General features: G+C 46.1%; 27 protein-coding genes and 1 pseudogene. 23 read left to right on the top strand and 5 right to left on the bottom strand.

What is annotated here, in order from left to right:
• The first annotated feature begins 125 nt into the window (after nt 1-125).
• From LBPC_RS00920 to LBPC_RS00955, 8 genes and pseudogenes are all read left to right on the top strand, one after another.
• Entirely contained in the window at nt 126-1,751 is a 1,626-nt protein-coding gene (locus LBPC_RS00920) for a peptide ABC transporter substrate-binding protein (protein WP_003562852.1), read from the top strand.
• A 404-nt stretch (nt 1,752-2,155) separates the two neighbouring features.
• Nucleotides 2,156-2,944 carry a hypothetical protein gene (locus LBPC_RS00925; protein ID WP_016365892.1) on the top strand — a complete coding sequence of 263 codons (789 nt, stop codon included), beginning with the start codon at nt 2,156-2,158 and terminating at the stop codon, nt 2,942-2,944.
• A 3-nt stretch (nt 2,945-2,947) separates the two neighbouring features.
• Nucleotides 2,948-3,652 (top strand): hypothetical protein, encoded by a 705-nt coding sequence (locus LBPC_RS00930; protein ID WP_004562123.1) that lies wholly within the window; start codon nt 2,948-2,950, stop codon nt 3,650-3,652.
• 5 nt (nt 3,653-3,657) lie between these two features.
• Nucleotides 3,658-4,392, top strand: coding sequence for a hypothetical protein (locus LBPC_RS00935; RefSeq protein ID WP_004562124.1), 735 nt, complete (start codon nt 3,658-3,660; stop codon nt 4,390-4,392).
• Nucleotides 4,373-5,047, top strand: a complete 675-nt coding sequence (locus LBPC_RS00940; protein WP_004562125.1) for an ABC transporter ATP-binding protein — start codon at nt 4,373-4,375, stop codon at nt 5,045-5,047. The genes LBPC_RS00935 and LBPC_RS00940 overlap by 20 nt, the downstream gene beginning before the upstream one ends.
• Nucleotides 5,044-5,520, top strand: a complete 477-nt coding sequence (locus LBPC_RS00945; RefSeq protein WP_004562126.1) for a hypothetical protein — start codon at nt 5,044-5,046, stop codon at nt 5,518-5,520. The genes LBPC_RS00940 and LBPC_RS00945 overlap by 4 nt, the downstream gene beginning before the upstream one ends.
• A 45-nt stretch (nt 5,521-5,565) precedes the next feature.
• The gene (locus LBPC_RS00950; protein ID WP_016365274.1) at nt 5,566-6,036 is read left to right on the top strand and encodes an NUDIX domain-containing protein; all 471 of its coding nucleotides are present in this window, start codon (nt 5,566-5,568) and stop codon (nt 6,034-6,036) included.
• Nucleotides 6,037-6,195: 159 nt separating this feature from the next.
• Nucleotides 6,196-7,328: pseudogene (locus LBPC_RS00955) on the top strand (baeRF6 domain-containing protein).
• A gap of 218 nt (nt 7,329-7,546) precedes the next feature.
• Here LBPC_RS00955 and LBPC_RS00960 read toward each other — a convergent pair.
• Nucleotides 7,547-9,127, bottom strand: a complete 1,581-nt coding sequence (locus LBPC_RS00960; RefSeq protein WP_004562129.1) for an ABC transporter ATP-binding protein — start codon at nt 9,125-9,127, stop codon at nt 7,547-7,549.
• A gap of 114 nt (nt 9,128-9,241) precedes the next feature.
• Between LBPC_RS00960 and LBPC_RS00965 the strand changes: the two genes are divergently transcribed.
• Nucleotides 9,242-10,135, top strand: coding sequence for a helix-turn-helix domain-containing protein (locus LBPC_RS00965; RefSeq protein WP_016365276.1), 894 nt, complete (start codon nt 9,242-9,244; stop codon nt 10,133-10,135).
• Nucleotides 10,136-10,601: 466 nt separating this feature from the next.
• Here LBPC_RS00965 and LBPC_RS00970 read toward each other — a convergent pair whose 3' ends face one another.
• Nucleotides 10,602-12,443 (bottom strand): FAD/NAD(P)-binding protein, encoded by a 1,842-nt coding sequence (locus tag LBPC_RS00970; protein ID WP_032781271.1) that lies wholly within the window; start codon nt 12,441-12,443, stop codon nt 10,602-10,604.
• Nucleotides 12,444-12,588: 145 nt separating this feature from the next.
• Between LBPC_RS00970 and LBPC_RS00975 the strand changes: the two genes are divergently transcribed.
• The 5 genes from LBPC_RS00975 (at nt 12,589) to LBPC_RS00995 (ending at nt 17,433) form a co-directional block, all read left to right on the top strand.
• Nucleotides 12,589-13,950 carry an FAD-dependent oxidoreductase gene (locus LBPC_RS00975; protein WP_003584805.1) on the top strand — a complete coding sequence of 454 codons (1,362 nt, stop codon included), beginning with the start codon at nt 12,589-12,591 and terminating at the stop codon, nt 13,948-13,950.
• Nucleotides 13,951-13,960: 10 nt separating this feature from the next.
• Nucleotides 13,961-14,593 (top strand): LVIS_2131 family protein, encoded by a 633-nt coding sequence (locus LBPC_RS00980; RefSeq protein WP_003562871.1) that lies wholly within the window; start codon nt 13,961-13,963, stop codon nt 14,591-14,593.
• Between the two features lie 185 nt (nt 14,594-14,778).
• Complete coding sequence (locus LBPC_RS00985; RefSeq protein WP_016376470.1) at nt 14,779-16,092, top strand: TPM domain-containing protein; 1,314 nt, start codon at nt 14,779-14,781, stop codon at nt 16,090-16,092.
• Between the two features lie 124 nt (nt 16,093-16,216).
• Entirely contained in the window at nt 16,217-17,059 is an 843-nt protein-coding gene (locus LBPC_RS00990; RefSeq protein ID WP_004562134.1) for a sulfite exporter TauE/SafE family protein, read from the top strand.
• A complete protein-coding gene (locus tag LBPC_RS00995; RefSeq protein ID WP_004562135.1) occupies nt 17,059-17,433 on the top strand; it encodes a DUF1634 domain-containing protein in 375 nt (124 codons plus the stop codon). Before LBPC_RS00990 ends, LBPC_RS00995 begins: the two co-directional genes overlap by 1 nt.
• A gap of 87 nt (nt 17,434-17,520) precedes the next feature.
• Here LBPC_RS00995 and LBPC_RS01000 read toward each other — a convergent pair whose 3' ends face one another.
• Both LBPC_RS01000 and LBPC_RS01005 read right to left on the bottom strand, forming a co-directional pair.
• On the bottom strand, nt 17,521-17,727 hold the full coding sequence (locus LBPC_RS01000; RefSeq protein ID WP_003562894.1) for an LBP_cg2779 family protein: 207 nt from the start codon (nt 17,725-17,727) through the stop codon (nt 17,521-17,523).
• 248 nt (nt 17,728-17,975) lie between these two features.
• Entirely contained in the window at nt 17,976-18,482 is a 507-nt protein-coding gene (locus LBPC_RS01005; protein ID WP_003573098.1) for a hypothetical protein, read from the bottom strand.
• A 157-nt stretch (nt 18,483-18,639) separates the two neighbouring features.
• Here LBPC_RS01005 and LBPC_RS01010 point away from each other — a divergent pair, with 157 nt between their 5' ends.
• From LBPC_RS01010 to LBPC_RS01025, 4 genes are all read left to right on the top strand, one after another.
• Complete coding sequence (locus tag LBPC_RS01010) at nt 18,640-18,945, top strand: hypothetical protein (RefSeq protein WP_003562898.1); 306 nt, start codon at nt 18,640-18,642, stop codon at nt 18,943-18,945.
• A gap of 167 nt (nt 18,946-19,112) precedes the next feature.
• The gene (locus LBPC_RS01015; RefSeq protein ID WP_003577391.1) at nt 19,113-19,580 is read left to right on the top strand and encodes a flavodoxin domain-containing protein; all 468 of its coding nucleotides are present in this window, start codon (nt 19,113-19,115) and stop codon (nt 19,578-19,580) included.
• A gap of 47 nt (nt 19,581-19,627) precedes the next feature.
• On the top strand, nt 19,628-19,870 hold the full coding sequence (locus tag LBPC_RS01020) for a hypothetical protein (protein WP_016365279.1): 243 nt from the start codon (nt 19,628-19,630) through the stop codon (nt 19,868-19,870).
• Nucleotides 19,867-20,061, top strand: a complete 195-nt coding sequence (locus LBPC_RS01025) for a hypothetical protein (protein WP_003562904.1) — start codon at nt 19,867-19,869, stop codon at nt 20,059-20,061. Before LBPC_RS01020 ends, LBPC_RS01025 begins: the two co-directional genes overlap by 4 nt.
• Before the next feature lie 97 nt (nt 20,062-20,158).
• Here LBPC_RS01025 and LBPC_RS01030 read toward each other — a convergent pair whose 3' ends face one another.
• Nucleotides 20,159-21,121: a 2-hydroxyacid dehydrogenase family protein gene (locus LBPC_RS01030; RefSeq protein ID WP_003562906.1), complete on the bottom strand. Its 963-nt coding sequence runs from the start codon at nt 21,119-21,121 to the stop codon at nt 20,159-20,161.
• A gap of 524 nt (nt 21,122-21,645) precedes the next feature.
• Here LBPC_RS01030 and LBPC_RS01035 point away from each other — a divergent pair.
• From LBPC_RS01035 to LBPC_RS01055, 5 genes are all read left to right on the top strand, one after another.
• Nucleotides 21,646-22,047, top strand: a complete 402-nt coding sequence (locus tag LBPC_RS01035; protein WP_004562140.1) for a pyridoxamine 5'-phosphate oxidase family protein — start codon at nt 21,646-21,648, stop codon at nt 22,045-22,047.
• 232 nt (nt 22,048-22,279) lie between these two features.
• Nucleotides 22,280-22,537 (top strand): GlsB/YeaQ/YmgE family stress response membrane protein, encoded by a 258-nt coding sequence (locus tag LBPC_RS01040; protein WP_003562911.1) that lies wholly within the window; start codon nt 22,280-22,282, stop codon nt 22,535-22,537.
• A 13-nt stretch (nt 22,538-22,550) separates the two neighbouring features.
• Nucleotides 22,551-23,090, top strand: a complete 540-nt coding sequence (amaP, locus tag LBPC_RS01045) for an alkaline shock response membrane anchor protein AmaP (protein WP_016365281.1) — start codon at nt 22,551-22,553, stop codon at nt 23,088-23,090.
• Between the two features lie 102 nt (nt 23,091-23,192).
• Nucleotides 23,193-23,390, top strand: a complete 198-nt coding sequence (locus tag LBPC_RS01050; RefSeq protein WP_003562916.1) for a hypothetical protein — start codon at nt 23,193-23,195, stop codon at nt 23,388-23,390.
• Between the two features lie 8 nt (nt 23,391-23,398).
• The gene (locus LBPC_RS01055; protein WP_003562918.1) at nt 23,399-23,812 is read left to right on the top strand and encodes an Asp23/Gls24 family envelope stress response protein; all 414 of its coding nucleotides are present in this window, start codon (nt 23,399-23,401) and stop codon (nt 23,810-23,812) included.
• Nucleotides 23,813-23,817: the final 5 nt, after the last annotated feature.

Consider the following 23,817-nt stretch of genomic DNA (forward strand, 5'->3'; position numbering starts at 1 on the left):
AGACTTTGATGAGTAACTTCTGCTGCTAAAAAGGCCACGAAAACAAGTAATATCTGCAAATTTTCTCTTTACTTTCTTCATACTCTAATGTATTCTCAACGTAATATCATTTTGAGGGTGAGTAAATGAAAGTTAAACGATTGGTAGCAGGGGCAATGGTATTTGCCTCAGCTGCACTCTTGGCCGCATGTGGCAGCAAGAGTAGCAGCAGTAGCTCAGAAACTTTTAATCGAATGGAAAAAGATGTTATTTCCACAATGGATAATGCCCACATTACGGATGTTATTAGTGGGCAAGCCGCCGTTGATACTGGTGATGGGTTGTATCGGTATAAAGGCAAGAAATTGGAACCTGCTGTTGCCACTAAAGTCGTTAAGCCAACGAATAACGGCCTTACTTATACATTCAACTTGCGGAAGACGAAGTGGAGTAACGGCGATCCTGTTACTGCCAAAGATTTCGTCTTCGCGTGGAAGCGAGCAGCAGATCCGAAAACTAAGTCAGAATATGCTTATCTTTTCTCTGGCATTAAGAACGCGGATGACATCACTGCTGGTAAGAAGGCTGCTTCAACCCTTGGTGTTAAAGCAGAAGGCGATTATAAGCTGGTTGTGACGATGGATCGGCCAGTACCGTACTTTAGCACGATGATGGTCAATCCGGTCTTCTTCCCATTGAACCAGAAGACGGTTGATAAGTATGGCAAGAAGTTCGGTACGCAAAGCAAGTACTTGGTCTTCAATGGCCCGTTCAAGTTGACTAACTGGAACGGTACTGGTAATTCATGGGATGAAGTGAAGAACACTTCTTACTGGAACGCCAAGCAAGTTAAGCTCGATAAGATTCACGTTCAAGTGGTTAAGGATTCCAACACTGCCGCTAATTTATTCGCTACGAAGAAACTTGACGATGCGGTTCTGACCGGTGAAATTGCTAAGCAGCATGCCAAGGACAAGGATTACGTTGGCGATAAGCAAGGTCGGACCACTTACTTGGATATGAACGAAGAAAAGGTACCTGACTTCAAGAATCTGAAGTTGCGTCAAGCTGTTGCGATGGCTATTAATCGTGATGAGTTTGCGAATAAGGTTATTGGCGATGGTTCTTTCGGAATCTCAACGATTACACCAGAAAACTCTGGCAGTAATCCAAAGACCGGCGAAGACTTCTCCAAGGAAGCTGCTAAGGAATCTAAGACCGTTCAGACATACGATCTTAAGAAAGCTAAGCAACTTTGGGCTGAAGGCCTGAAGGAAGTCGGTAAATCTGGTGAAGATGTGACCCTGACGACCGATGACACAGACGTTGCTAAGAAGTCTGCTGAATATCTGCAATCTGCTTTGGAACAATTGCCAGGCATGAAGGTTTCCATCTCTTCTGTTCCATTCAAGACCCGGATCCAACGGTCATTAGATGGCAGTGCTCAGTTCATTCTCTCCGGCTGGCAAGGTGACTTCCCAGATCCAATTTCCTTCTTGGACCTTTACACGACTGGCAACACTTACAACTTTAGTCACTGGTCCAATAAACAATATGATGATCTGATTAAGGCTTCTAAGGGAACGGACGCTAACAGCGAAACCAAGCGATATGATGATCTTCTGAAGGCACAGGAACTGCTTTCTAAGGAATCACCTGTTGCAACGCTTTATCAAACTGTTCAAGGCCATTTGCGCAATCCTAAGCTGAAAGGTGCTACTTTCAGCCCAGCCAACATGTATAACTTTGTTGGGGCTTATATGGCTAAGTAATATTATCAAAATCAAAAAACATCTCCATTTTGTTCAGTTCAAGGTAAGTTGACTGGCGATGGGGATGTTTTTTTTGTTCTGAATAATGCTGTGCAGAAAGACAAAACATGTCTTGGGTTGGTACCGAGGTGGGTAGGTATCGCCAGTCACTTTAAAATAACAAAATCATATTTATGCATCATTGACAATGATAGTGAGATCCGTTTATAAATCCAATGATGAAAAGGAAATAATAATCGAAGGTTGTGAAGAATCTCTAAAAATAAAAAACGATAAATGATTGACGTTTTAGTGAATGAAATGTACTTTTAACCATATCCAATGCAATGGCGTTACATCAAGGGCTTTATCGCTGCCGATTAGAAACATGGAAAAAGTGTAGGCTTGTAAGGAGGCTAACATTGGTGTTCAGTAAGCAGTATTGGAAGACTAGATCTACGATTGCTGCCTTCTTATTGGCGTTGCTGTTTCTCTTAGGGCATCTCTTGGGCAATCTTGGTTATGAAGTTAATGGTGGTAAGCAAGTGGCGGGATACTTCTTTTTCTCACCATATATGAACTGGCTACCAGTCGATATTTCCTCAAATTTACCGATTGCTTGGAACATGGCAGCACCGTTGTTGTCAGTACTTGCTGGTGGTATGTTTGCCGCTAACCAAGGTCGGAATGGGTATGCAAGGCTGCTCCGAACTCGCCAAAGTTTTTTAACTTACCGGCGACGAACGTTTCTTGCGGCTGGATTTTGGGGTGCCATGTTGCCGATTGTTGTTTTGGGGTTGGACTTTCTTGGTCTGCTTGTCATTCACCCGAATGTATTACCGAGTCAGTGGCTTAACAACAATGTGGCAATAAGTTATTTAGGCTTCGGCGGCAATCTTTTCTATACGCATATTTGGCTATACATGCTCGGTTGGGTTTTATTGGTGGCTCTTTACGGTGCAAGTTATGCCATTTTCTCTAACTTTCTCTATTTCGTCACGAGGAAAATGGTTGTGGCCTTGCTGGGATTGATGGGACTGCAACCGTTACTTTTGAGCGTGAGTCTAATGTCGCAAGTGAGCTTGGCGCCGATTGCTTATCTGCAAGTTGTCCCCACGATTGGCCAACCATCAATCGCGTATGTCATTTTGTGGCCAGTGGCTTTAATTAGTATTAGTCTATTAGCACTTCGCATACCCGTGATAGAGGCGTGAACAATGCCAAGAAGAAATTGCTTTCTAACAGCTCAATTTGCCCCTCGGTGGCAGCGAGTGACCTTTCTTTTGGTGACATTGCTGGTGTCACTTTGTTTTACCTCTATAGGGCTGACGACCGGGCGATTCCAGTTGGGTTTCTTTGATGCGAATCGATCGGTGCAGCGCGTTTTTGGTCAATTGGTTCTTTTTCTACCTATGACGGGCATGATGACGGCTGTGCTCTTACGACTGTTACAAAACACCAGTGTTCTAATAAGAATTGACGCTCGGGTCATGATCGCTCGGCGTATTTTGAGGGAATTGATTTTTTTGACCGCTGTCGTCACTTTTTCAGTCTGGGGGATTTGGTTCACTGCCGTCCTGTTACGGTCAAGGGGTGGACAAAGTGGCACCGCCGTCGTGGCTAATGTCAATTTGGTCATGAATGTTGCAACAGCACTCTTTACTTATACGACGCTGACACTGATAGGATGTCTTTTATTTAGGTCGCGAGCAATTGGCATTTTCTGTGGATTGAGTTTGGTGATTGTTTTTCATGTGGCCCCTGTTTTCAATCTGAGTGAAATAGCGACTCTGATCACACCAAAATTAGCCGTAAACGCTATGTGGCCAATCAGTGTTGTTAAACAGTTTTTGATGATGATTTTTGTGACGGGCTTGATGGTGTTAACTTTGAGGCGTATTCGTGTACCGGTAGAGGTGTGAGTGGCATGCAAAAACGATGGCAAGTACGACTGCTAAGACAAAGAGTCATCATTGTGATACTGCTATTTGTCGGACTTCTCATGGGGTCAGTGGCGTTGTATTTTGAAGATCGCACAAATGGGTTACTTCGCCAGGTTCACGACCCAGTCATGATGATCTTTATCGGTGCGTCCCCCAAACGTTTTGCCAGTAGTCAATTACTGTGGCTGCTCCTTTGGTTTGGCTACATGTTGTTACCGATTTTTGCTAGTGCTGGTCTCACGCATACTTATCAGCAGGGACTATATCCTTATCTGAATTTACGATTTCGCCCGCGCGTCTTAACTTATCTGTGGCCTTTGAAGCAAACCTTGATGATTGAGACTGGGCTTTTGCTGTTCATGGGTGCCGGGTTTGGGCTAACCACTTTTTTATTCTGGCGAGAGCAACAGCTTTTTACAGCCGGCTTGTTTACCAGCTTGATTGTGATGAGTCAACTGCTATTACTGGTCATGGAAACGGTTCTTGAAGGTTATTTTGGCATCGTCATCGGTGTCGTCGTCCCCTTGGTCATGATTTTCCTGAGTTTTCCTCAAGTGCCATTGATGCCGTTGCGCTTTGCGATTGGCAGTACCTTTGCGAACGATCAGCAGCTATTAGGCGCCATCGGGTACCAGTTGGGTTTGATCATTGGATTAGTCCTTATTCAGATTTTTTATATGCCGGGAAGGTGGGGGCGTTATGCCGCAAATCATACATGAGCCAGCAGTTCATTTAGAAGTTGAGCAGTTGTCTGTCACAATTAAACGAAAAAAGATTCTCGATCATCTGTCACTTTCACTGGTGTCACCAAACATTTACGGCATTGTCGGCCCAAATGGAACGGGTAAATCGGTTTTGTTAAAAACATTGTTGGGATTTATTCGGCCATCTGCTGGTAGTGTCAAGATGAATGGCGTACGGGTTGACCCGCGTCATGATCTACCAGTCAGCGTTGGTGCGATTATTGAGCATCCAGGATTTATTGGTGATCTGAACGGGCACGACAATTTAATGGCATTAGGCAACATTCGCAGTCAACTTAGTGACGCCGATATACGGGCGATTATGGAAAAGGTCGGCTTAAGCGATGATAGGAAAGCCGTTGCCGATTATTCACTTGGCATGATTCAGCGACTTGGCATTGCTCAAGCCATCATGGAAGATCAGCAATTAATCTTGCTTGATGAACCGACTAATGCGTTGGATCGTGAAGGGGTGGCTTTTTTGACCGATTTATTAAGAGAGCTTCGTGATCAAGGCAAATTGGTCGTGGTAGCTAGCCACGATTTCATGTGGCTGCAGTTTTTAGCCGATCAGATTTTTGAATTGACAGGCGGCCAACTTAATCAGCTGGAAGCTGGGCAACCACTATGAAAAAGTTGCATCGACGTCTCTTGGCTGTTGGGCTTTTGGCAATGATGATGATTTTCGTAGCATTGTTTAGTTGGCGTTATCAAACACTTAACGCGCCATTGGCCCACCCTGCAGTGAAGACGCGTAGCCTAAGTCTGCCTGCAAAAGTTGTGTTACATCGAAGGACGGTTTCACTTGAAAAAGTGGAAGCAACTATCGTACACGGTCAGTGGCGTGTCCGGCTTCATTTTAGACAATCGATCACTAAACAGAACATGAAACATATGAAATTTCAACTGGCCCAACAGCGGGAGGGGCGGGAAGTACCAAACGAACCACAAGCCGACTTGAGTCAAGATCAGAAAGTGATCACAATGATGGATGCGTACTATAGTCGGGCGACCGACAATCGGGTTGTGATCACGACCTTGCCACAAGCACTAAACTCGCAGAATCTGGTTCAGATCGTGCCATTTGAATCATCGAGAAAATAAGGCAAGAGCATGTTATGTGAGCTGTGTTTAACTGAAAAGAGGTTGATGGTGTTGGTGCAAGAACCGAATGATTTACGCTTTCAAGTGAATCCACAGGCTAAATTCGATGTCCGGGCGGCGGTGTTGTTGGTGCATGCAGGCCAACTTTTAGCGACAGTTAACTCGGCAAGCGGTATCGCCCTTGTGCCAGGCGGCGCGGTTAAATTTGGTGAAACGGCGGCAGAAGCGGCTGCTCGGGAAATTCATGAAGAGCTAAAGCTGAACGTGGTGCCGCAACTGGTGGGGATCGTGGAATCGTTTTGGCAACAGCCTGAACAAACTTACCAACAACTCATCATGGTACATCGGGTGACGTTGACTGACGCACAAAAGGCTGGTTTGGTTTGGCAGGAAGGTTTGAAGGGTGAGTGGCTGCCGTTTGAAAAGGTAGCTAGGCTGTTGCAGCCACGATCACTGGCACAGTTTTTAACGTCCGGCGATTCAATTCGCCACCTTGTCGACCATCATACAGAATGACGCCTAGGTTGACGCTGGTAGAGAGGTAAGGCTATTGATACTCGAATCAACAGAAGCGCCTAATTATAAATAGTATAATTAAAGCGGATTACTTTGCCTTTCATCGTTTTCATTGATACGCTTAAGGTAGGCTAAAGGCCGGAAGGGAGTTACATCATGATGGATATGACGACTAGACCGACACTGCAGCACTTTTTATCTGACACGAAACATGGACCGTATGTTTCGCTTTATATGTCTTGGCCAGAGAACACCTCGGTTGAGGCCCTGAGGTTGCGGTTCAAAAACATGGTGAAGCATACCAAGAGCGTCATGACCGAGACTTATCCTGAAACGGACTTTTCGGCATACGCGGCTGAACTTGAGCCATATGAACAAGACCCAACATTCTGGCAAACCTGCGAAACAAATGGGTTTGGCATGTTGACAAATGGCGCGCAGACTTATGTGACGCCGATGTATGAAGAGGTTGATGAAGTGGCAATGGTTACTGACATGCCGCAGATTCTGCCACTGATGCTGGATGAGGCAACGGCAACCGACTTTGATATCTTAGCGTTAAATGCCGACAGCATTCAGATGTATCATAACCACGGGCATCAGGTGCGGCCGATATCGTTGCCAGACGATGCACCGCAGACTTTGAAGGGAACGCTAGGCACCGAAATTCGTGGTGGCGAAACGAACAGCGTGTCCCAAGGTGGCGGACGTGTGACCCATCACGGGCATAATGAGAAGTCAGCGGAAAAAGCCAGCGATCAGCGTCGTTTTTATCAAGCGGTGGATCAGTATGTGCTGGCCAATCACTCCAATCCACATAAAATGCCGCTCGTACTCATGGGCTTAGCGGAAAACGTGGCGGTATTCCGCGAAATTTCCAAGAACCATCATCTGTTACCGAAGCTGGCTGTCGTTAAGAGCCCAGCAAACCTTGATTTTGTTGAATTAGACGACTTGTTGACGCCAGTACGCGACACCTTGCGCGATCGCCGGCGCCAGAACTTTGCGAGATCATCGAAAATGCTCGCGGAAATGACAGCTACACGGATCACTTGGAAGAAGTCGTTCAAGCAGCCGTTGCCGGACGAATCGCCATTCTTTTTGTCCAATCCGGCGCACGGATTCATGCGCGTCTTGAAGGCACCCAAATTGAACGCGATTCGATCAATGCACAGCACGCTAATCTTTTAAATGACTTAGCTGACATCGTCCTTAGTCATGGCGGACAAGTTGAACTGCTGACAGAAGCCTACTTGCCAGTCGAAGTCGGTGCGATGGTGCGTTACGCATAGGCTCTTTAGTCGAAATGAAAAAGCGACCCGCCAGTTGGTCGCTTTTTTTGTCCGAACGTTTCTGATGAGGGAACTTTGGCTAAAATTGTTGCTTATAAAGATTGGCTGTTTTGCCACTCAATGAATCAAGGAATTCTGGTGCCACGAAAGAAGGAACCATCATTCTGATCGAAGGTTTAAAGAGAAAACGTTTATTGTTTTTCAACGTAAAAATCTCCTTATGCTAGTTCAAGGGTGTCTGTTAGTTGTGCCCGTGTTTTTTCCGTCAGATTGTGGGTAATCATAATGACGGTTAGATCTTTCTCAGCGAGTAGTGCGTCCTCTATTTCTTGGGCATTTTCACTATCAATGCCAGCAGTGACTTCATCGACAATTAAGATGGGCTTATGAAAAGCAAGTGCGCGCGCTAAAGCCAGCTTTTGTCGCTGCCCACCAGATAAATTGCTGCCGTGTTCGTGAATCTTTGTTGCTAGGTTTGTGAATTTATCAATCCCTAAGAAGCTTACAACGTTAGAAAGTAGTGCCTGTGATTTTGCATGGCCAAGCGTAATATTTTCCTCAATACTCTCATTGAAAATATATGATTTCTGATCTACCAGTTCGATTTTGGCATTAAGCAGTGTTGCCGGCATTGATTTTAATTCGTCACCATCAACTTGGATAGTACCAGCATAATCACGAAGTCGTCCGCTGATAAGGTTGATCAATGTCGATTTTCCGGCGCCGCTTTTCCCCACGACAGCATATTTACCGCCCTTTTCGAAGTTATAGGAGATATCCTTAATGACGGGTTTACCTTCATAGCCAAAAGAAAGATGATCAACTGTCAAGGCATGATTAAACGAATCGTCTTCTGAAACAGTCTTAATTTTTGTTGCTTGTATGTCTTTATCAAGCAATACTGCAACGGATTTCATTTGAAAGATGCTTTGAATCATGCCTGCAAGGTTATTGAACACTGTTCCTGCTAATGAACCACTGGCAGAGATAACCCCTACACTGAAATAGCCACCAATAACCAATAAGCATGTTAATGTCATGACTAGCATCTGTGCTCCGACATTAACACCGCTAATAAGCAAATTAACCAATCCTACATTTTTGGCGTAAAGAAGTTTTTCTTTTCCTTGATGATCAGACGCAGTCGCTAGCTTATTTGTGAGTGTATTGCCAAGATTGTGACTAAAAAAAACTGAGAAGCCACCGATAATGTCATCTGCCTTGCCTAAAAATGAGCTGTTCGCAGTTGCTAAGCGATTCGTTTCATGCGTCATGACTTTTGAGAAAAACTGGGGAATTGTCATCGTCAGGAGGCCTAATATAATAGCGGCAAGCGCTAAACTGTAATGATAGAAAGCCAGAGATGTGATTGCAAATAGCAAGGTAGTGGCACTGCTTAGAAGTGAGAAGAAGGCCTCCAGCCCATTCTGATCAATCATGTTAACGTCATTCGTTAGCCAAGAAACGTATTCATTATGATTGACTTTTTTGTATTCGGAAATTGGAACAGTATTCAAACCATTGGCAATATCAACGCGCAACTGATTGGTTACCTTACGAATAATCTGGGCTTTTAAAAGTGAGTTACCATAATTAACCGTCAATGTGACGCCCCAAATGCCAATGGTAGACAATAACCAAAAAACCACGCCGTGAAGGTTTTTTGAAATGAGTTGATCAGTTAACGGGGCAAGTGTTAAAGAACTCGCAACCCTGCCGAGTGATTCAATAACTGTTAGGAATATCATCAGGATGGTTAGTGTTTTTTGGTTTGTTAACAACTTACTTGTAGATTTCATGAGACAGCTCCTTTTCTTGTGGGGTGTGACTTTGTTGTTTTTGCTGACTCAAGTATATGTGCTAATATGGTGCCATTAAATGTTGTTTCATATATGAAAAAGGGGAACTGCAGCATGGAAAAAATTGGGGAACTCATTAATCATTTTCGCGAAAACAAAGGTATGAGTCAGGCGGAACTCAGCGAAGGAATTCTTTCGAAAGCACAGCTGTCGAAGTTTGAACGAGATTTGACGAAAATTTCCGTTGATAAGTTTCTGGCTTTACTTGAACGGCTCCATGTGACGTTTACTGAGTTTGGGAACGCTTTGGCAATTCAAGAAAGACTGTATGAACAATCCATATTAGAGGACATTACAAAAGCAGTTATCAATAACAACAAAGACCAGGCGCAACTCGTGAAAGAACGGGCGGAGCAACATCTAAAAAAACACCATGGAAAGTATAATCAGCTCACGTTGATCATGGTCAAGGCGATGATTTGCGATATGGAAAAGGGAACCCTTCCAAAGGCTGATACTAAAGTCCTCGCCGACTATTTATTTAGTGTTGATGGCTGGACACACTTTGAGTTGTTGCTCTTTGGAAATACTATGTCAGCTTTGTCGTTGGTTACTGTCAACCAATTGGCGCGGGAGCTAGCCGCTCAAATCAATGAAGCATGGGCGATACATCAAAACTTTCAATTGACTATAAATTTGCTGTATAACGTCGTGATTTTAAATTTGTCCGCAAAAGACCTGACAACTGCCAGACTTTTTTTACGGGTTATGAAACATAGCCATGTTGAAGATAGTATGATGGCTGAACGATACCTGATTGCACTCGCAGACGCATTTTGTGACTACTGCGGAGAGCCAACAGTTGAACATGAAAATAACGTCAAAAGAATGATTGAAATTCAAAAAGAAATCGGATCGACAAATTTTTTTGTCGCTTTCAACAATCAAGCGAAGATGTTCATAAATGAAACGAAAATATCAAGTAACGATTCTGCTGGTAATGTTTGAGCCCTGAGATATTGCAATTCATCGAATTGGGAAAATAGAGGGTCCAGTGAGTGTTTTTACCAAGATAGAGAGCTTTTCCGCAATAGAAGTGGAGAAGTGGAACATCATTTACAACCGGCAAATAAAGAGTTTGGGACATAATTCTTAGTCGGCAAAATAAAAGCGAACAATTTTCCACTTAAAGGAAATTTGTTCGCTTTTGTCTGCTCATGGATTATTTATTGCGATTTTAAAGACCGTAGTGCCAAGGCGGAGCAATCGTAGGCCAGATGGGGCTCAGCCGTGCAAACAACACAGCGACCGGTCTTGGCGCTGATGTTGTTAGGCGACTTCGAGACCGCGGGCTTTGCGGGCTCGAAGCGCCGTCTCCGCTCTAGCTACGCGTCGCCAGCCCCAGCTGGCCGGAGATCGCGGAGTTTGGCACGGCAAGAGATTAATCTTAGATGCTTTAATGCAACATACAACTTCACACTTCCCAAATTGTCTGCACAATCTGTTCTGCCGTTTTCAAACTAGTATCATTGACCAGTGGCCGGGGGCTGGCAGTGGTGAGCCAATGTACGCCTTCAGTAGGGACGCCCCAGAAGAAGAGACCAGGTTGAGGGTGTTCGTTGGCGTCAAGCAGTTGTTGGGTTTGGCGATCAACGGCGATGGCGCCGGATTGGAATCGCTTGTCAGCGTTCAACTGCAGCTCATATGTGTGCGCATAGCCGTCATGCAAGAGTTGCTGAATTAATGCGTTTTGCGCAGTTGGCGCATTGACAGCCGGCACACGCGCTTCGAGTAAGCTCTTGGCCTGAACCGAAAAGCTGGGATCACTTTGCGTTTTCAATAAAAATTGACCATTGATGCCTTTAATTTGCATCCCCGGTGGCAAAATGGTGATGATCCCAGCGCCCAGCAAAGCTTGCAATTGATCAATTCGCAAGGCAGGCGGCCCAATGGAGAGAAAGTCATTCAGCGAGTTGAACCAGCGCAAGAAGAAATCGAGGTACTGATCTTGACTCAACAAACCGCGTTCGACGAGCTGGCGAATCGGGTCGCGCATATCACGCAAAACTTCTAGTGCGCTAGTTAATGGTCCAGTTTTGGTGCCACGCATGGCTTCGCGTGCATCTCGACGCAGATAATGCCGCATAAAGTCCTGATAAGGCTGACCGCTTGGATGCCACTTGGTTGGATCAGCCAAGGCATCCCAATCAAGTCGATCTTTGGCGGCAATTGGCAATGTGCCTAGCGTCGTAACAGGATTGGCGACGAAGTCATGTTCAAAGGCAGTCACGTCTAGATCGGGGTAGCGTTGCACTAGCAGGAGCCGATAATAAACTAGTTCAACTTCGTGTTGCAATGCTTCCCAGAAGGTTTGACCGCTCACTTCGCCATGTGCTTGCCAAGTATTGATCTGTTCAGTCGTCAAAAACTGTGGCTCCCATTCTTCACCGGGTCCTTTTTGGTTGCGACCTTTTGCCCGGTAAGGAAAACCACGTCGAGAACCAGTAAAAATGTGCGGTTCTCGACCACTAGGATGATAGGCCAGCAAGCCGTCTGCTGTTTTCTGGAAGCGGCCGCCGCGGCCTTCAGTTAACCTGCTCATTAAATCAAAGAAGCTTAAGCCAAGTCCGCGAATGATCACAGGTGCCTGCGGTTCGATGGTGCTAAGGTCACCTTCTTCAGGGAAACCTGGGGCAAGATAAAACAAATCGTGAGCGTGGGCGTAATCGTCCAATGCTTTTTGATCGCGCGTCAAGGAATTCTTGAGGTTGCCTAGCGCCATGACAACTTGGTCTGTGTGCCAGCTTTCTTGATCGGTGGTAATTGTGAAATTAGCGGCGTTTTTAGCTAAACTGACAACGGTTTGCTGCTTAAACGTGATGCTATTGTTACCAGCGCGGGCTACAAGCATGTCAAAGAACCAATGCTGGTAGACACCATAAAGTGCCCGTGAAGCGTAGTTGTTGGGTCCCAGTGCTGCTGCCTGCCGCAGTAGGATCGCGCGGTTATTGAACTCAGGGTGAGCATCAAGGTAACCAGATGCAGTTGTGAGTGCCCATGTGCTCAGATCAGGTCCGGTCAAGAATGGACCAACATTGGTGACCGTTTGATCAGTGAATAAGGTGATCTGTGACGCTGCTGTATTCATGATAAGGTTCGGATCTTGATCGATTTTCCAAACGCGTCCGCCAATTGGATAAGGATCGGTCAGAACGATGGTGAGTTGGCGTTTTGGAAAGCGATTTTGCTGCCAGCTGAGTAGCCGTTCTAAAATTAATAAGCCGCGAGGGCCGGCGCCGATGAGGGTGATGTGCATGTGCAGCGCTCCTTTATGAGTTGAATATTTGTGAAGCAACGATTTCATTATACTTGTAAGCGCCAGAAAGCGGTTAGCGACATGCTTTAGGTTTAGCCATTTTCGTGTCATAATGTCATTATTGACAATCTTGAAAGGAAGGCAGATGCTGATGAAAGTTGTCGTTGTGGGCTGTACGCATGCAGGAACTGCGGCAGTGCGCGAACTGTTGATGAAGCACCCAGAGACAGAAGTGGATGTCTTTGAACGGCGGGAAGACATCTCCTTTCTTTCTTGCGGCATCGCGTTATACCTTGAAGGTACCGTTGGCCGATTGGAAGATATGTTTTATGCTACGCCAGCTTCTTTAGAGGCGCTGGGGCCGCATGTTCACGTTCATCTCAAACATGATGTTTTAAGCATTGATGCCGCTGATCATCGGATTTTGGCCGAAAATCTTAAAACGGGCAACCAACAACATTATCAATATGATAAATTAGTCATGGCGACAGGCAGTTATCCTGTTGTTCCGCCGATTTCAGGTGTCAGTATTCCGCGGGTGCTGATGTGTAAAAACTACGATGATGCTCGGCGAATCAAAGAAAGTGCTAAGGATGCTGAGCATATTGCGATTGTTGGTGGCGGGTATATTGGTGTCGAACTGGCGGAAGCGTATAGCCGCAACCATAAACAGGTAACGTTAATTAATGGTGTTTCGCCTTTACTTAGTCATTATGTTGACTTGCCACTTAGTCATGAAATCAGTGAGGCCCTGACAACACGTGGGGTTGAGTTGAAACCCAACACAGTTGCCAAGCATTTTGATAGTGACGAGCAGCATGTTTTTATTCAAACAGATAAAGGCGAAATACAGGCAGATTTAGCGGTGGTTTGTGTCGGGTTCCGGCCGATGACCGAGTTGCTGATCGGCCAAGTTGATATGAATCCTGATGGGTCCATTCACGTGAATGATTATATGCAGACCAGCAATCCGGATATTTTTGCAGCTGGTGATGCGGTCGCCGTCCATTTCAATCCCACTGGTAAGGACGCTTATGCGCCTTTGGCCACCAATGCTGTGCGCCAAGGGATGATGGCTGGCGCTAACTTGTTTAAACCAACGATTAAATATATGGGAACGCAAGCCACAAGCGCGCTGAAGTTGTACGATCATAACTTAGGTGTGACGGGTTTGACGCTTGCTCACGCCAAGCGCAATCACCTGTCGGCTGCCAGTGTCACGATGACGGATGATTTTCGACCGCCATTCATGCCGGACACCGTCAAAATTACGATGGTGCTCGTCTATGATACTGATGATCGCCGGATTCTGGGTGCCCAGTTTTATAGTCAATATGATATTGTAAATGCAGCTAATCTCATTTCTGTGATGATCCAAAATCGTAACACGATTGATCAGCTGGCTTATGTCGACATGCTGTTCAATCCGAATTATGATAAACCGTGGCATTATTTGAATCTGTTAGGGCAATTGGCTGTGACGCAAGCAGATAATACGACGGCGTAGGGGGAAAATTATGAATTCGTGGAATCTTATCGGACTGTTGGCATGGGTGATACTCATCGCCTATTTGATTTTCATCGTCTGGCACATTCGGCAACGGCACATTAAAGCAATTGTTAAATCCGGAAAGCAAGTTCGTGGCTCGGTGGTGTTAATTGACATTGCAGAAGTGCTTGTTTTTGCGATTGCCGCGATTGGCATGGTTTGGGTGAGCTGGTTACGGCCTATTGATTATCGTGATAGTCGTGCGGTAGCTATTAGCCACAGCGCAGAACATCTCATTTTACAAACTGGCGAGGATCATTCCTTTTATGTTCGTGTCCAAACAGGGAATGGCAAGAATCCAACCTTGTACTACACTTACTGGACTAACGGCGCTAAATACGAAAATACAAGTCACAATGCTGAAGTTAGTGCCGGTACACAACCGTTGACCCCGCGGGCGGCAGGCTATCCATGGTCGAAAAAAGACCTGAAAAAATTGGATCAGACGGCCGATCAAGCCTACGTGGCAACGGTCACTGCTCGTTACAAGCCAGGCTTTTTAAACGGTTTAGGTATGCATGTTGGCAACATTGCTGACCGTTTCTCGATTTTACGGGTACCAAATGATACGTTTGTGGAAATTGATCCCGTCAAGGATTAAATTCAGTCAAAGTTAGCCAAACGACCTTCTCGAAAGTGAGAAGGTCGTTTTTGCTGCATGGTTATTTTTGTCAGATGGCGTGTAAGCTGGTCGAAGGCTCATGGTATCATGAGAGCAACAATTGCAAATTTTGACAGCGCGACTCGATTCGATGAATGCGTCAAAACGCGTCAAAGGAGGTTCACATGCACAAATATCTTTGGTGGCTCATCCCGCTTGTCTTGCTACTTGGTATTGGGGCAGCAACGCAACAGTCGGTTCAAGCGGCTTCGGGAACATGGTATCGCGATGACGGTGACATGATGGGAGCTAAGAGCCAGGCGGCGGTCAATCGTTTGAATAATGAGACGTTTGCCAAGGTAAAGGGTCATCCTCAACTTGCAGTCATCACGGTCAAGTCGCTTGATGATGACGAAATCGAAGACTATGCCAATGATCAGTTTGCTAAATTGGGTATTGGCAAAAAAGGCTGGGACAATGGCTTGCTTCTTGTGCTTTCCCGCGAAGACCGTAAGTATTGGCTAGAGGTCGGCTATGGGTTAGAAGACGTCGTGCCAGACGGGAGTGCAGACGAGATTGTTACTTCGAACGTGAAAACACAGCTGAAGGCGCAGAACTACGATGAGGCAATCGCACTGTTTCTCGATCATATTGGTCAACGCGTGACAGCAAACCAAAGTGCCATCGCGACACCTGCCCAAATAACCGCTAAACGGGCACGTGATGCTGCTATTCAGCAAGCAATCTTGATTGCTGCTTTGATTTTGATGGCCTTGCTGGTACTCTTCTTCGTAGTCCACATGGCGATGGCTGCCCGATTGCGTGATGCTATGCGTGATACCGTTGCTTTGGAGGCGATGCCGTTGTATGCGGCTGTGATGGCAGCAGGCATTCCGCTACGCCGACAGACAGCATCCTTACCGCTATTCAAATTTGCTTGGTCACATGCCAAGCTACGCGAAATCGGTCTGGCCAATTTGGCTCGTCGTGGTTTCGAGTCGTGGACGCGCGTGCTGCGGTTGACCGCACCATATCCTTATTGGTACTACTACCAAACAAGCAAACCACTGCGGCAATTAGCCGATCAAGATGTGGTGGCGGCCCCATCTGTTTCAGCATTAGCAGCGTTATTAACCCCCGCATTAGCTGATCGTTTTGCAAAAGGCAGACCTTATGAAGCCAGTTATGCCCAGTGGTTAGGCCAACAAAAGAATGTTGCTGGTCAGGCCGCGGTGACAACTTGGTCGAAATTCCTTGAAAACGTTAAAGAAACGGATCGTTTTTCAGCCGAAATGTTGGCTGCCACGTTTGGCGTTATCTTGTTCCATATTCGGCATCCAGAAAAAAATCAGGATTTAAGTCAATACGACTTGCCACTTTGGGTTGTATCCGACTTTGGGTCGAGTGCCAGCAGCGGTAGCAGCGGCGGTTCTGACAATTTCGGTAGTGGATTTGGCGGTGGCAGCAGTGGCGGTGGTGGATTTGGCGGCAGTTGGTAAGCAACGTGAATGATATTGAGGGCTTGAAACCTTGTTACCACGTGGGCTAACCTTAGAAAATAAAACAAATTGATGGCGATGTTTTCGTTGCCATCCTAAAATGCTGGAAAACGAGGCTAGATAAATGGAACAAATGATAATGTTAATGGTCACCGGTTTACTTGGCGGTATTCTCGGTGCCGTGCTTGGCATCGGCGGTGGGATGATTATTACACCGATTTTGACGATGTTGATGGGGTTGCCAATTCAATATGCCATCGGTGCTAGTATTGTATCGGTTATCGCTACCAGCTCAGGCGCCACCATTGCTTACTTAAAAGATGAGATGCTAAACTTGCGCGTTGCGATGTTTCTAGAAATTGCGACCACCGTTGGCGCAGTTATTGGTGCCGTTGTCACTGGTCTTGTGGACGGCAAAGTCTTATACGTCTTGTTCGGCGCCTTGCTGATTTTTTCTGCATTCAACATGATTCGTAAAATGCGGCTGAAGGAGCCTGAAGAGCGCCAGTCAAAACCAGATGAGATTGCGAATAAACTGCGATTGAATGGCGCGTATTTTGACAAGGCGACTGGTAAAGAAATCAATTATACTGTGACAAATGTGCCAGGCGGATTTGCTATGATGTTCGGGGCTGGCATTGCCTCTGGGTTGTTAGGCATTGGCAGCGGTGCTTTTAAAGTGATTGCTATGGATACGATCATGCATATGCCGCTAAAGCCATCAAGTGCCACGAGTAATCTGATGATGGGGGTTACGGCAGCAGCAAGTGCGACAGTGTACTATTTTGGCGGACAATTGCAGCCGCAAATCGCGGCACCGCTCGCTATCGGTATTTTGATTGGGGCAACCGTTGGCTCACGCATCATGCCGATGCTACCAACAAAAGTCTTACGTCTGATTTTTATTCCTGTTATTGGCTACATGGGTATTCAGATGGCACTTAAAGGATTCGGGGTGAACATCTGATGGACAAAAAACTCAAAACTGAAATTGATGACGTTGAAATCATGATCGGTAAGGTCATGCAGATTGGGGTCGTTTTGTCGGCCTTGGTGATTATTCTTGGCCTGCTTTTATTGTTAGTCACTGGCTCAACGGGATACGCGACCGACGTTCATCCAACACGTGTTGGTGATATTTTATCTGGGACGCTGGCACTGAAGCCGTATGCGGTTTTGATGACGGGCATCTTCTTGCTGATCCTGACACCGGTGTTGCGAGTGGTCGTTTCGATTTACGCTTTTGCAGTTGAACACGATCGGTTATATGTATGGATTACGACGATTGTTTTGATTATCTTGCTGGGTGCGATGACAATTGGCTACTTGGGTAATCGGTAGCTCATGAGTTAGCTATTCTGAGCCGGCAAACGAAAAGCGCCGATGCAAACTTTAATGAGTTTGCATCGGCGCTTTTCAGTGGCATCATTATTTGCCGCTTGGCTTATGTTCCATGTAATCCTTCAGTGTGGCGACGACGGAAGAATCCGGCATCTCACGCATGGATTTAATATTGTGGATATGTTCAACTGATACGTGGCTGTTTAGCGCCATCTCTGTGTCTGTTAGATGATTTTTGCGCTGGAAGTCAATAATCTCCCGTGAAAATGCACTGATTTGATCTTTTTCAGCCAAAACGATTCCTCCTCGTGAGCCTTTACTAACAGTATAACGATTTTTACCAGTCTGCGCACGTATGACATTCAATCGTAACGTTGTCAGACTGAGTTGCTTGATTAAAGCGGTAAAACAAACTTCTAATGGCCAATTTCAAAGCGACAGTAAACAAAGCTATTGCATTTACGAACGTATGTTTGTATAATGAGGTTGTACCAAAGGTTAACACCATGTTGTTCTTGATCCGGTATTAACCAGATTAACCATTAGTACCACCGCCGATCCGGACTGGCCTGCCACCATCGCACGGGATGCTTAAGCAGTGGGTAATGATGCTGGTGCTTGTCCATGACGAAGGTCTGATCTGCTTTTGTGATAATCTGTGCCTGTCCTGATATGAGTTGATGGAAAAGCTGCCGTTTGCGAATGCGGTGGACAATATGCATGACAATGCCTGCGATGACACACCAATAACTGATAACAATCAGTAGCATCCAACCGGTTTCGGCGAAGTTCAAAGATGTCAGTAACTGCCAGGTTTGCAAGATGGGATCAAGTAATAATAGCTTGCCAATATAACTTAGCAAAGCGAGCAACATACTTGGTTTTGATACCAGCAGCAGTGCAGTTAACCCGATGAAGTAAATGGCCCAAAACACATATGGGGCAATTGCTAGCAAGTAGATAAAATGAATGATGGCAGATGGTCGCCCAAAGCGCAGTGAGCGCCGGAATTTAGGCCATGAATATTGTTTAGTTTCGGAATTCGTCATATTGCCCCCTAGCGCCATTAGCGCATTGGTTGTATCAAGTTTTTTTGGATCATTGCCTCTAGTTTAGCATAGACACCTAGGCGATGATGCTTCGTCGTTTGCTTGACGCAAAGACACTGTTAGCTTGCTGTCTTTTGTTGAAAGGTAAGGTGAGCTTATGGAACACTATGCTTATCTACAGGACTTGGCAGCTGATCAAAATGATCGGCAATTGCGAGTTCGAATTTGGGACAATAAGAATATCATCATTCGGCGTAATTTGGGTCAGCAGCAAGGCTTAGCCACACAAGTCTGGGATGCTTGGCTGCGTCAAGAGTTACGACGATTTAATGGTTTTGAACCGATTATCGAAATTGATGATTTTTCGGGTCATCAGGAAATTCGGTTTTTTAAGGAAAATGAGTTGGCAGATGCCGTTCATTTCATCTTGCAAGGTGAAGGTACTGTTGAAACTGCCAGTTGAACGTTTTTGTAGTGGCAACGTCGTGAGTATTCATGGAACTTGCCCGCTGTGAAAGCTGAATTTTTTAAGCATGTGCATGAAAAAACAACTTTTCGTGTGCATGCTTTTTTTGAAAGCTTTTACAACCCTGATGTTATCAGTATACTGAAGGTAATGAGGTGAGGACGATGAAGGCAATCATTTTATATGCATCGATTACAGGCAATGCCAAGGGAATGGCACGGATCGAGCAGCAGTTCTTTGAACATTATGGTTGGGATGTGACCCTTGGTGAAATGATTCAAACCGACCCAACGACGATCAAGGATTACGATGTATTGGTTTTGGCCACTTATACATGGACTGGCGGCGTTATTCCGGAAGAAACCGAAGACTTTTACGAGGATCTCAGCAAGCTTGATTTTTCTGCTAAGCCGTTGGTATTTGGCGTGCTTGGCACAGGCGATCCGTATTATGGTAAAGATTACAATACCGCGCCAGAGTTGTTTGAAGCCGTGTTGGCGGCAAGTGGGGCGGTTCAAGGAGCTGACCCTGTGAAAATCGCCTTAAATGTCAAGCAAGAGGAGATGCCCCAGTTTGCAGCATTTACCAAAAGCCTGATAGCCAAGGCTGAGGCGCTTCAAGCTGATAAGTGAGACGATGTTGACGTGGTATAATGAAGCCAGAAAGCGAGGGGATCTTCATGAGCGAAGAAATTGTTTTCTTCAACCCCGGCGATGCAGTCGCCAATGATTTTGATTTCACCGCGGCTCGACGCAGTGCCCAAATTTACAAAGCCGAACATGTTGTCGATGAAGGCTTGGTTGTCGCTAAAGATAAAGACGGCAAGTATTCCGTTTTTTACGAAGCTGCCGGAACGCCTGATTCAAAGGCTAAAGGCGACTATAAAGCAGTTGGCAAGTATACGATTCTGGCTCATCTATGACGAAAACGGCGTGGTACCGTATTGTCTTGGTGCTCATTGCCGTGGGCTTAATTGGCGTTCTTGATCTTGTCATGACTCAAAATCAGATCGCCAATCCTTTTTTGGTTGGCGGTCTTGGTTTAACACTTGGCATTGTGTTAGCATTGTTAGTCGCAAGCATTTGGCAACCGCGGAACTCGCGTAAGCCTTGATTAAATGAAATGGTATTTCATCCAAAAAGACGCCTGTTACCACACGCATTGTGTGACGACAGGCGCCTTTTTTATGGTTAGTCAACTCCAGCACTGATTAGGCATTGACGATGTACTCAGGCTGCTTACCAGCTAGAATGGCTAGTGTATTGTCAGTCACGATTTTGGCCATGGCATCCCGCGCTTCGACGGTGGCGTTTCCGATGTGCGGCGTCAGGACCACATTATCAAGCGCCTTGAGACCTGAACTGACATGCGGTTCAGCCTCATAGACATCTAACGCGGCGCCTGCTAACTTGTGAGCCTGCAATTGCTGAAGCAAGGCGGTTTCATCAATTAACGGGCCGCGAGCTGCATTGATCAGGTAGGCAGTCGGCTTCATAGTGGCCATTGCCTGCGCGTCCAGCAAATGATGCGTAGCTGGTACTAGCGGCAAATGTAAGGTCACGATGTCGCTTTCACGTAACAAGGTAGCCTGATCGGTGAAGGTTGCGCCTAGTGTTTGCTCTGTGGCCGATGTCAGTTGGTGGCGCTGGGTATACAGAATTTTTGCGTCAAAAGCATGCACGCGTTTGGCAACGGCCTGACCGATTTGGCCCATCCCGATAATCCCAACGGTTTTGCCAGCCAGTTCGTGACCAAGGAAAAAGGTGGGTGCCCAGCCGGCAAAACCAGCGCCGCGCATTAGCCGATCACCTTCCGTGACCCGGTGTAAGACCGCCAGAATTAAGGCCACCGTGACTTCGGCAGTCGAAGTGGTCGATACTTTTGGCGTATTGGTTACAAGCACACCTTGGGCCTTGGCTGCAGTGACATCAATGTTGTTGAAACCGGCACCATAATTAGCGATCAGTTTCAGATGTGGGGCCTTTGCCAAAGTTGCCGCCGTCACTGGTGTGGACAAGGCGGTGATCAACACCTCAGTATGAGCCAAGTGTGTTTGCAAGTCGCTTTCGGTGATTAAACCACTGCCGGTATATGCTTCAAAATCCACGCCAGCTTTTTGCAAGGCAGCATTCGCCGATTTCGGCAATGCCGCAGAAATATAAACTTTTGCCATGGATCATTTTCCCTCCTTAACCTTGTTGATCAGTCTTAACGTCTGCACAATCACTATGGGTGTGCGGTTAGCATCATCATGGCGGATTGCGTTACAAGTTCCCGAACTGATACTTTTAAGAGCCTAACTTAAGTGTAGTACAGGTTAGACAAAAAGAAAGAAATCACATCGGAAGTTTTGTCTTCTTAGAAATCCAATCATGGTTAAGCCGTTGCCTAAAACCATATTTCTAGATATACACGCTCCTGTTCACCAGCCCAGAAACATACGTGTAAGGATCTTGATCGCAATGGCCAAAAACCGGCCATCACGCTCTTGACTGAAACGCGTTCGCAGGCGCAGAAACCGGAGTGTAAGGACCTCGGACGCAATGACCCAAACCCGGCCATCACGCCCGAGGCCGCTTACACTCAGGTTTCTAAGCGCGCCTGCGAACGCTCTGATATAAAAATATGACGAATCGTGGCTGATTGTGTTACACTCTTTCTGTTAATAAAAAGTAAGTAAAAGGAGATTGATCATTTATGGCAACTTTGACACAAGATATGAAAGACATGATCGGCGCACAATTGAACTATTTGGCTACTGCCGATGAAAATGGTAATCCACAAGTGGGTCCCAAAGGCACGATGCGTGTCTTCGATGATCATCACCTGATTTACAACGAAGAGACAGGTAAGCAGGCATGGCATAATTTGCAGTATTCTAAGAAGGCTGCGGTTGCGACGGTTGATTACAAGGCACTCAAGGGTTTTCGTTTTGAAGGGACCGTTGAATTCCATCATGATGACAAGATCTTTGAAGATGCTCAGGCATTCGCGAAGGCACATCATCTGCCAGCAGCCATCAGTGCCGTTTTGATTAATGTTGATCGTATCTATAAACTGGATGCCGGTCCTAATGCTGGCGATGTGATTGAAGGTTGATGGGCTGATTCCCGGATTTTAACGCGGAAAACGAGCAGCTCATGATGCCATGATTTTTAATTAAACAATTTATATGCCTATAACTTTGCAAATATGCATGGTTATAGGCATTTTTTGTATACCCAGTAAAATACTAATTGTTATCATTAGCATATTTATTGCTTCGAATAACCTCGTTTCGTTAAGCTTAGGATAGTCAGAAGAAAGTCAACCAAAAGAAAGGGTGAGAACCATGATGCATTTTATTTGGACACTGATCATCGGTGCGGTGATTGGTTGTATTGGACAGCTGATCGTTGGGCGCGATATGCCACTCGGCTGGCTTGGTAACATTATCGGCGGCTTAGTCGGTGCATGGCTCGGCACGGCACTCCTTGGTGACTGGGGGCCTTCATTGGCCGGAATGGCCTTGATCCCAGCTATTATAGGGGCCATCATCGTCGTCTTCCTTGTTTCCCTGTTGCTGGGAACCACACGGCGCAAGGCATAGGAGGCCGATGACCATGAGACCCATCACAAAAACCATGCTTGGCATCATTGCCGTTGGCGGTTTATTGCAAAGTGTTGGTTTCGGGTTATTGCTTTGGCCAAGCCGTGAGTTTACGCGATTTTATCTGCAACAAGTCGTTTGGCTGCGGCCAACCATGATAGGCCTGACTGGGCTTGTCGCTTTGGTTTTCCTCATCATGCTATTGGTCGCCATTTTCAGGCGGTCAACCGCTCAGTCGCTGATTCTAGCTGGTGAAGATGGTGATCTGACGCTTGATAAAAGTGCGATCGAAAACACCGTGGCCAAAGCGGTTGTTGCGCAACATTTTGCCAAATCGGTGGCGGTAGCTGTTAGCATTCGCAAGAAGCAAGTCGCACGAATGCGGATTGAAGCTTTTTCCGGTAATAGCAAGGATCTGAAGGCAGAGGCCAAGCAAATCGAAGAAACTGCTCGCCAGAAGTTGCAGGCCTGTCTCGGTATTCCTGTGAAGCATGTGCGGGTGCATCTCTTGCCAGCCACAAAGGTCAAAGCGAAAACGGCCCGTGTGATTTAACGATGACAACACTGGGACAACAAGCAAATGGCATTCAAAGCGGACACTTTCCAAAGATGTTGATGCCTTTGACGACGTGCCCAGCTAGAAGGAGAGATGACAATGCAGCGAGGAATGATCGGTGCTGTGATCGGGATCGTGCTTGCCTTCGCCTGGATGCGATTCGGATTTATGGGTATGCTGCTGGTCTTGATCTTCGGCGCAGCAGGCTGGCTGATTGAGCGTTACCTAGTACCCAATTGGCATGCATTTACCAGTTGGTTGACCGCCGGCAAAGATGCTTTCAGTAAAGGAAAGTAGGTGAACGGATGGACGCAGTTGCAACACCGCCAGTAGCAGCATCACCAGCTGTTACACGAGAAACATTGATGGCCAATAGTCGATTGACGTTTGAAGATAAAGTGATTGAAAAAATCGCTGCGCTTTGTGCTCGAGAGATTGATGGCTTGCTAGGAATGGACGGAACGATGATGGACAATCTGACCGAAACCTTTTCTAGCGGCGAGAATATAACCAAAGGCATCTCAGCTGAAGTTGGCGAGAAACAAGTAGCGATTGATATGGATGTGTTTCTGGCATTTGACAGTGATGCGCAAGCTATTTTTAAACAACTCTGCGAAAAAATCAGTGCTCAGATTACCCGGATGACGGGCCTACAGCTAGTTGAACTCAATCTGCATGTCAAAGATGTACTGACTAAACGCGAGTGGCAAAAAAAATGATGTTG

The organism is Lacticaseibacillus paracasei subsp. paracasei (assembly GCF_000829035.1).
Lineage (GTDB): Bacteria > Bacillota > Bacilli > Lactobacillales > Lactobacillaceae > Lacticaseibacillus > Lacticaseibacillus paracasei.

Excerpts from the sequence above, each read along its gene's own strand:
- LBPC_RS01020 (WP_016365279.1), top strand. The coding sequence starts at position 19,628 with ATGAGCGAAGAAATTGTTTTCTTCAACCCCGGCGATGCAGTCGCCAAT.
- LBPC_RS00920 (WP_003562852.1), top strand. The coding sequence starts at position 126 with ATGAAAGTTAAACGATTGGTAGCAGGGGCAATGGTATTTGCCTCAGCT.
- LBPC_RS00980 (WP_003562871.1), top strand. The coding sequence starts at position 13,961 with ATGAATTCGTGGAATCTTATCGGACTGTTGGCATGGGTGATACTCATC.
- LBPC_RS01040 (WP_003562911.1), top strand. The coding sequence starts at position 22,280 with ATGATGCATTTTATTTGGACACTGATCATCGGTGCGGTGATTGGTTGT.
- LBPC_RS00940 (WP_004562125.1), top strand. The coding sequence starts at position 4,373 with ATGCCGCAAATCATACATGAGCCAGCAGTTCATTTAGAAGTTGAGCAG.
- LBPC_RS00960 (WP_004562129.1), bottom strand. The coding sequence starts at position 9,127 with ATGAAATCTACAAGTAAGTTGTTAACAAACCAAAAAACACTAACCATC.
- LBPC_RS00945 (WP_004562126.1), top strand. The coding sequence starts at position 5,044 with ATGAAAAAGTTGCATCGACGTCTCTTGGCTGTTGGGCTTTTGGCAATG.
- LBPC_RS01055 (WP_003562918.1), top strand. The coding sequence starts at position 23,399 with ATGGACGCAGTTGCAACACCGCCAGTAGCAGCATCACCAGCTGTTACA.
- LBPC_RS00995 (WP_004562135.1), top strand. The coding sequence starts at position 17,059 with ATGGACAAAAAACTCAAAACTGAAATTGATGACGTTGAAATCATGATC.
- LBPC_RS01035 (WP_004562140.1), top strand. The coding sequence starts at position 21,646 with ATGGCAACTTTGACACAAGATATGAAAGACATGATCGGCGCACAATTG.
- LBPC_RS00970 (WP_032781271.1), bottom strand. The coding sequence starts at position 12,443 with ATGCACATCACCCTCATCGGCGCCGGCCCTCGCGGCTTATTAATTTTA.
- LBPC_RS00930 (WP_004562123.1), top strand. The coding sequence starts at position 2,948 with ATGCCAAGAAGAAATTGCTTTCTAACAGCTCAATTTGCCCCTCGGTGG.
- LBPC_RS00965 (WP_016365276.1), top strand. The coding sequence starts at position 9,242 with ATGGAAAAAATTGGGGAACTCATTAATCATTTTCGCGAAAACAAAGGT.
- amaP (WP_016365281.1), top strand. The coding sequence starts at position 22,551 with ATGAGACCCATCACAAAAACCATGCTTGGCATCATTGCCGTTGGCGGT.
- LBPC_RS00985 (WP_016376470.1), top strand. The coding sequence starts at position 14,779 with ATGCACAAATATCTTTGGTGGCTCATCCCGCTTGTCTTGCTACTTGGT.
- LBPC_RS01050 (WP_003562916.1), top strand. The coding sequence starts at position 23,193 with ATGCAGCGAGGAATGATCGGTGCTGTGATCGGGATCGTGCTTGCCTTC.
- LBPC_RS00950 (WP_016365274.1), top strand. The coding sequence starts at position 5,566 with ATGGTGTTGGTGCAAGAACCGAATGATTTACGCTTTCAAGTGAATCCA.
- LBPC_RS00990 (WP_004562134.1), top strand. The coding sequence starts at position 16,217 with ATGGAACAAATGATAATGTTAATGGTCACCGGTTTACTTGGCGGTATT.
- LBPC_RS01025 (WP_003562904.1), top strand. The coding sequence starts at position 19,867 with ATGACGAAAACGGCGTGGTACCGTATTGTCTTGGTGCTCATTGCCGTG.
- LBPC_RS01010 (WP_003562898.1), top strand. The coding sequence starts at position 18,640 with ATGGAACACTATGCTTATCTACAGGACTTGGCAGCTGATCAAAATGAT.
- LBPC_RS01005 (WP_003573098.1), bottom strand. The coding sequence starts at position 18,482 with ATGACGAATTCCGAAACTAAACAATATTCATGGCCTAAATTCCGGCGC.
- LBPC_RS00935 (WP_004562124.1), top strand. The coding sequence starts at position 3,658 with ATGCAAAAACGATGGCAAGTACGACTGCTAAGACAAAGAGTCATCATT.
- LBPC_RS01030 (WP_003562906.1), bottom strand. The coding sequence starts at position 21,121 with ATGGCAAAAGTTTATATTTCTGCGGCATTGCCGAAATCGGCGAATGCT.
- LBPC_RS01015 (WP_003577391.1), top strand. The coding sequence starts at position 19,113 with ATGAAGGCAATCATTTTATATGCATCGATTACAGGCAATGCCAAGGGA.
- LBPC_RS00975 (WP_003584805.1), top strand. The coding sequence starts at position 12,589 with ATGCTGATGAAAGTTGTCGTTGTGGGCTGTACGCATGCAGGAACTGCG.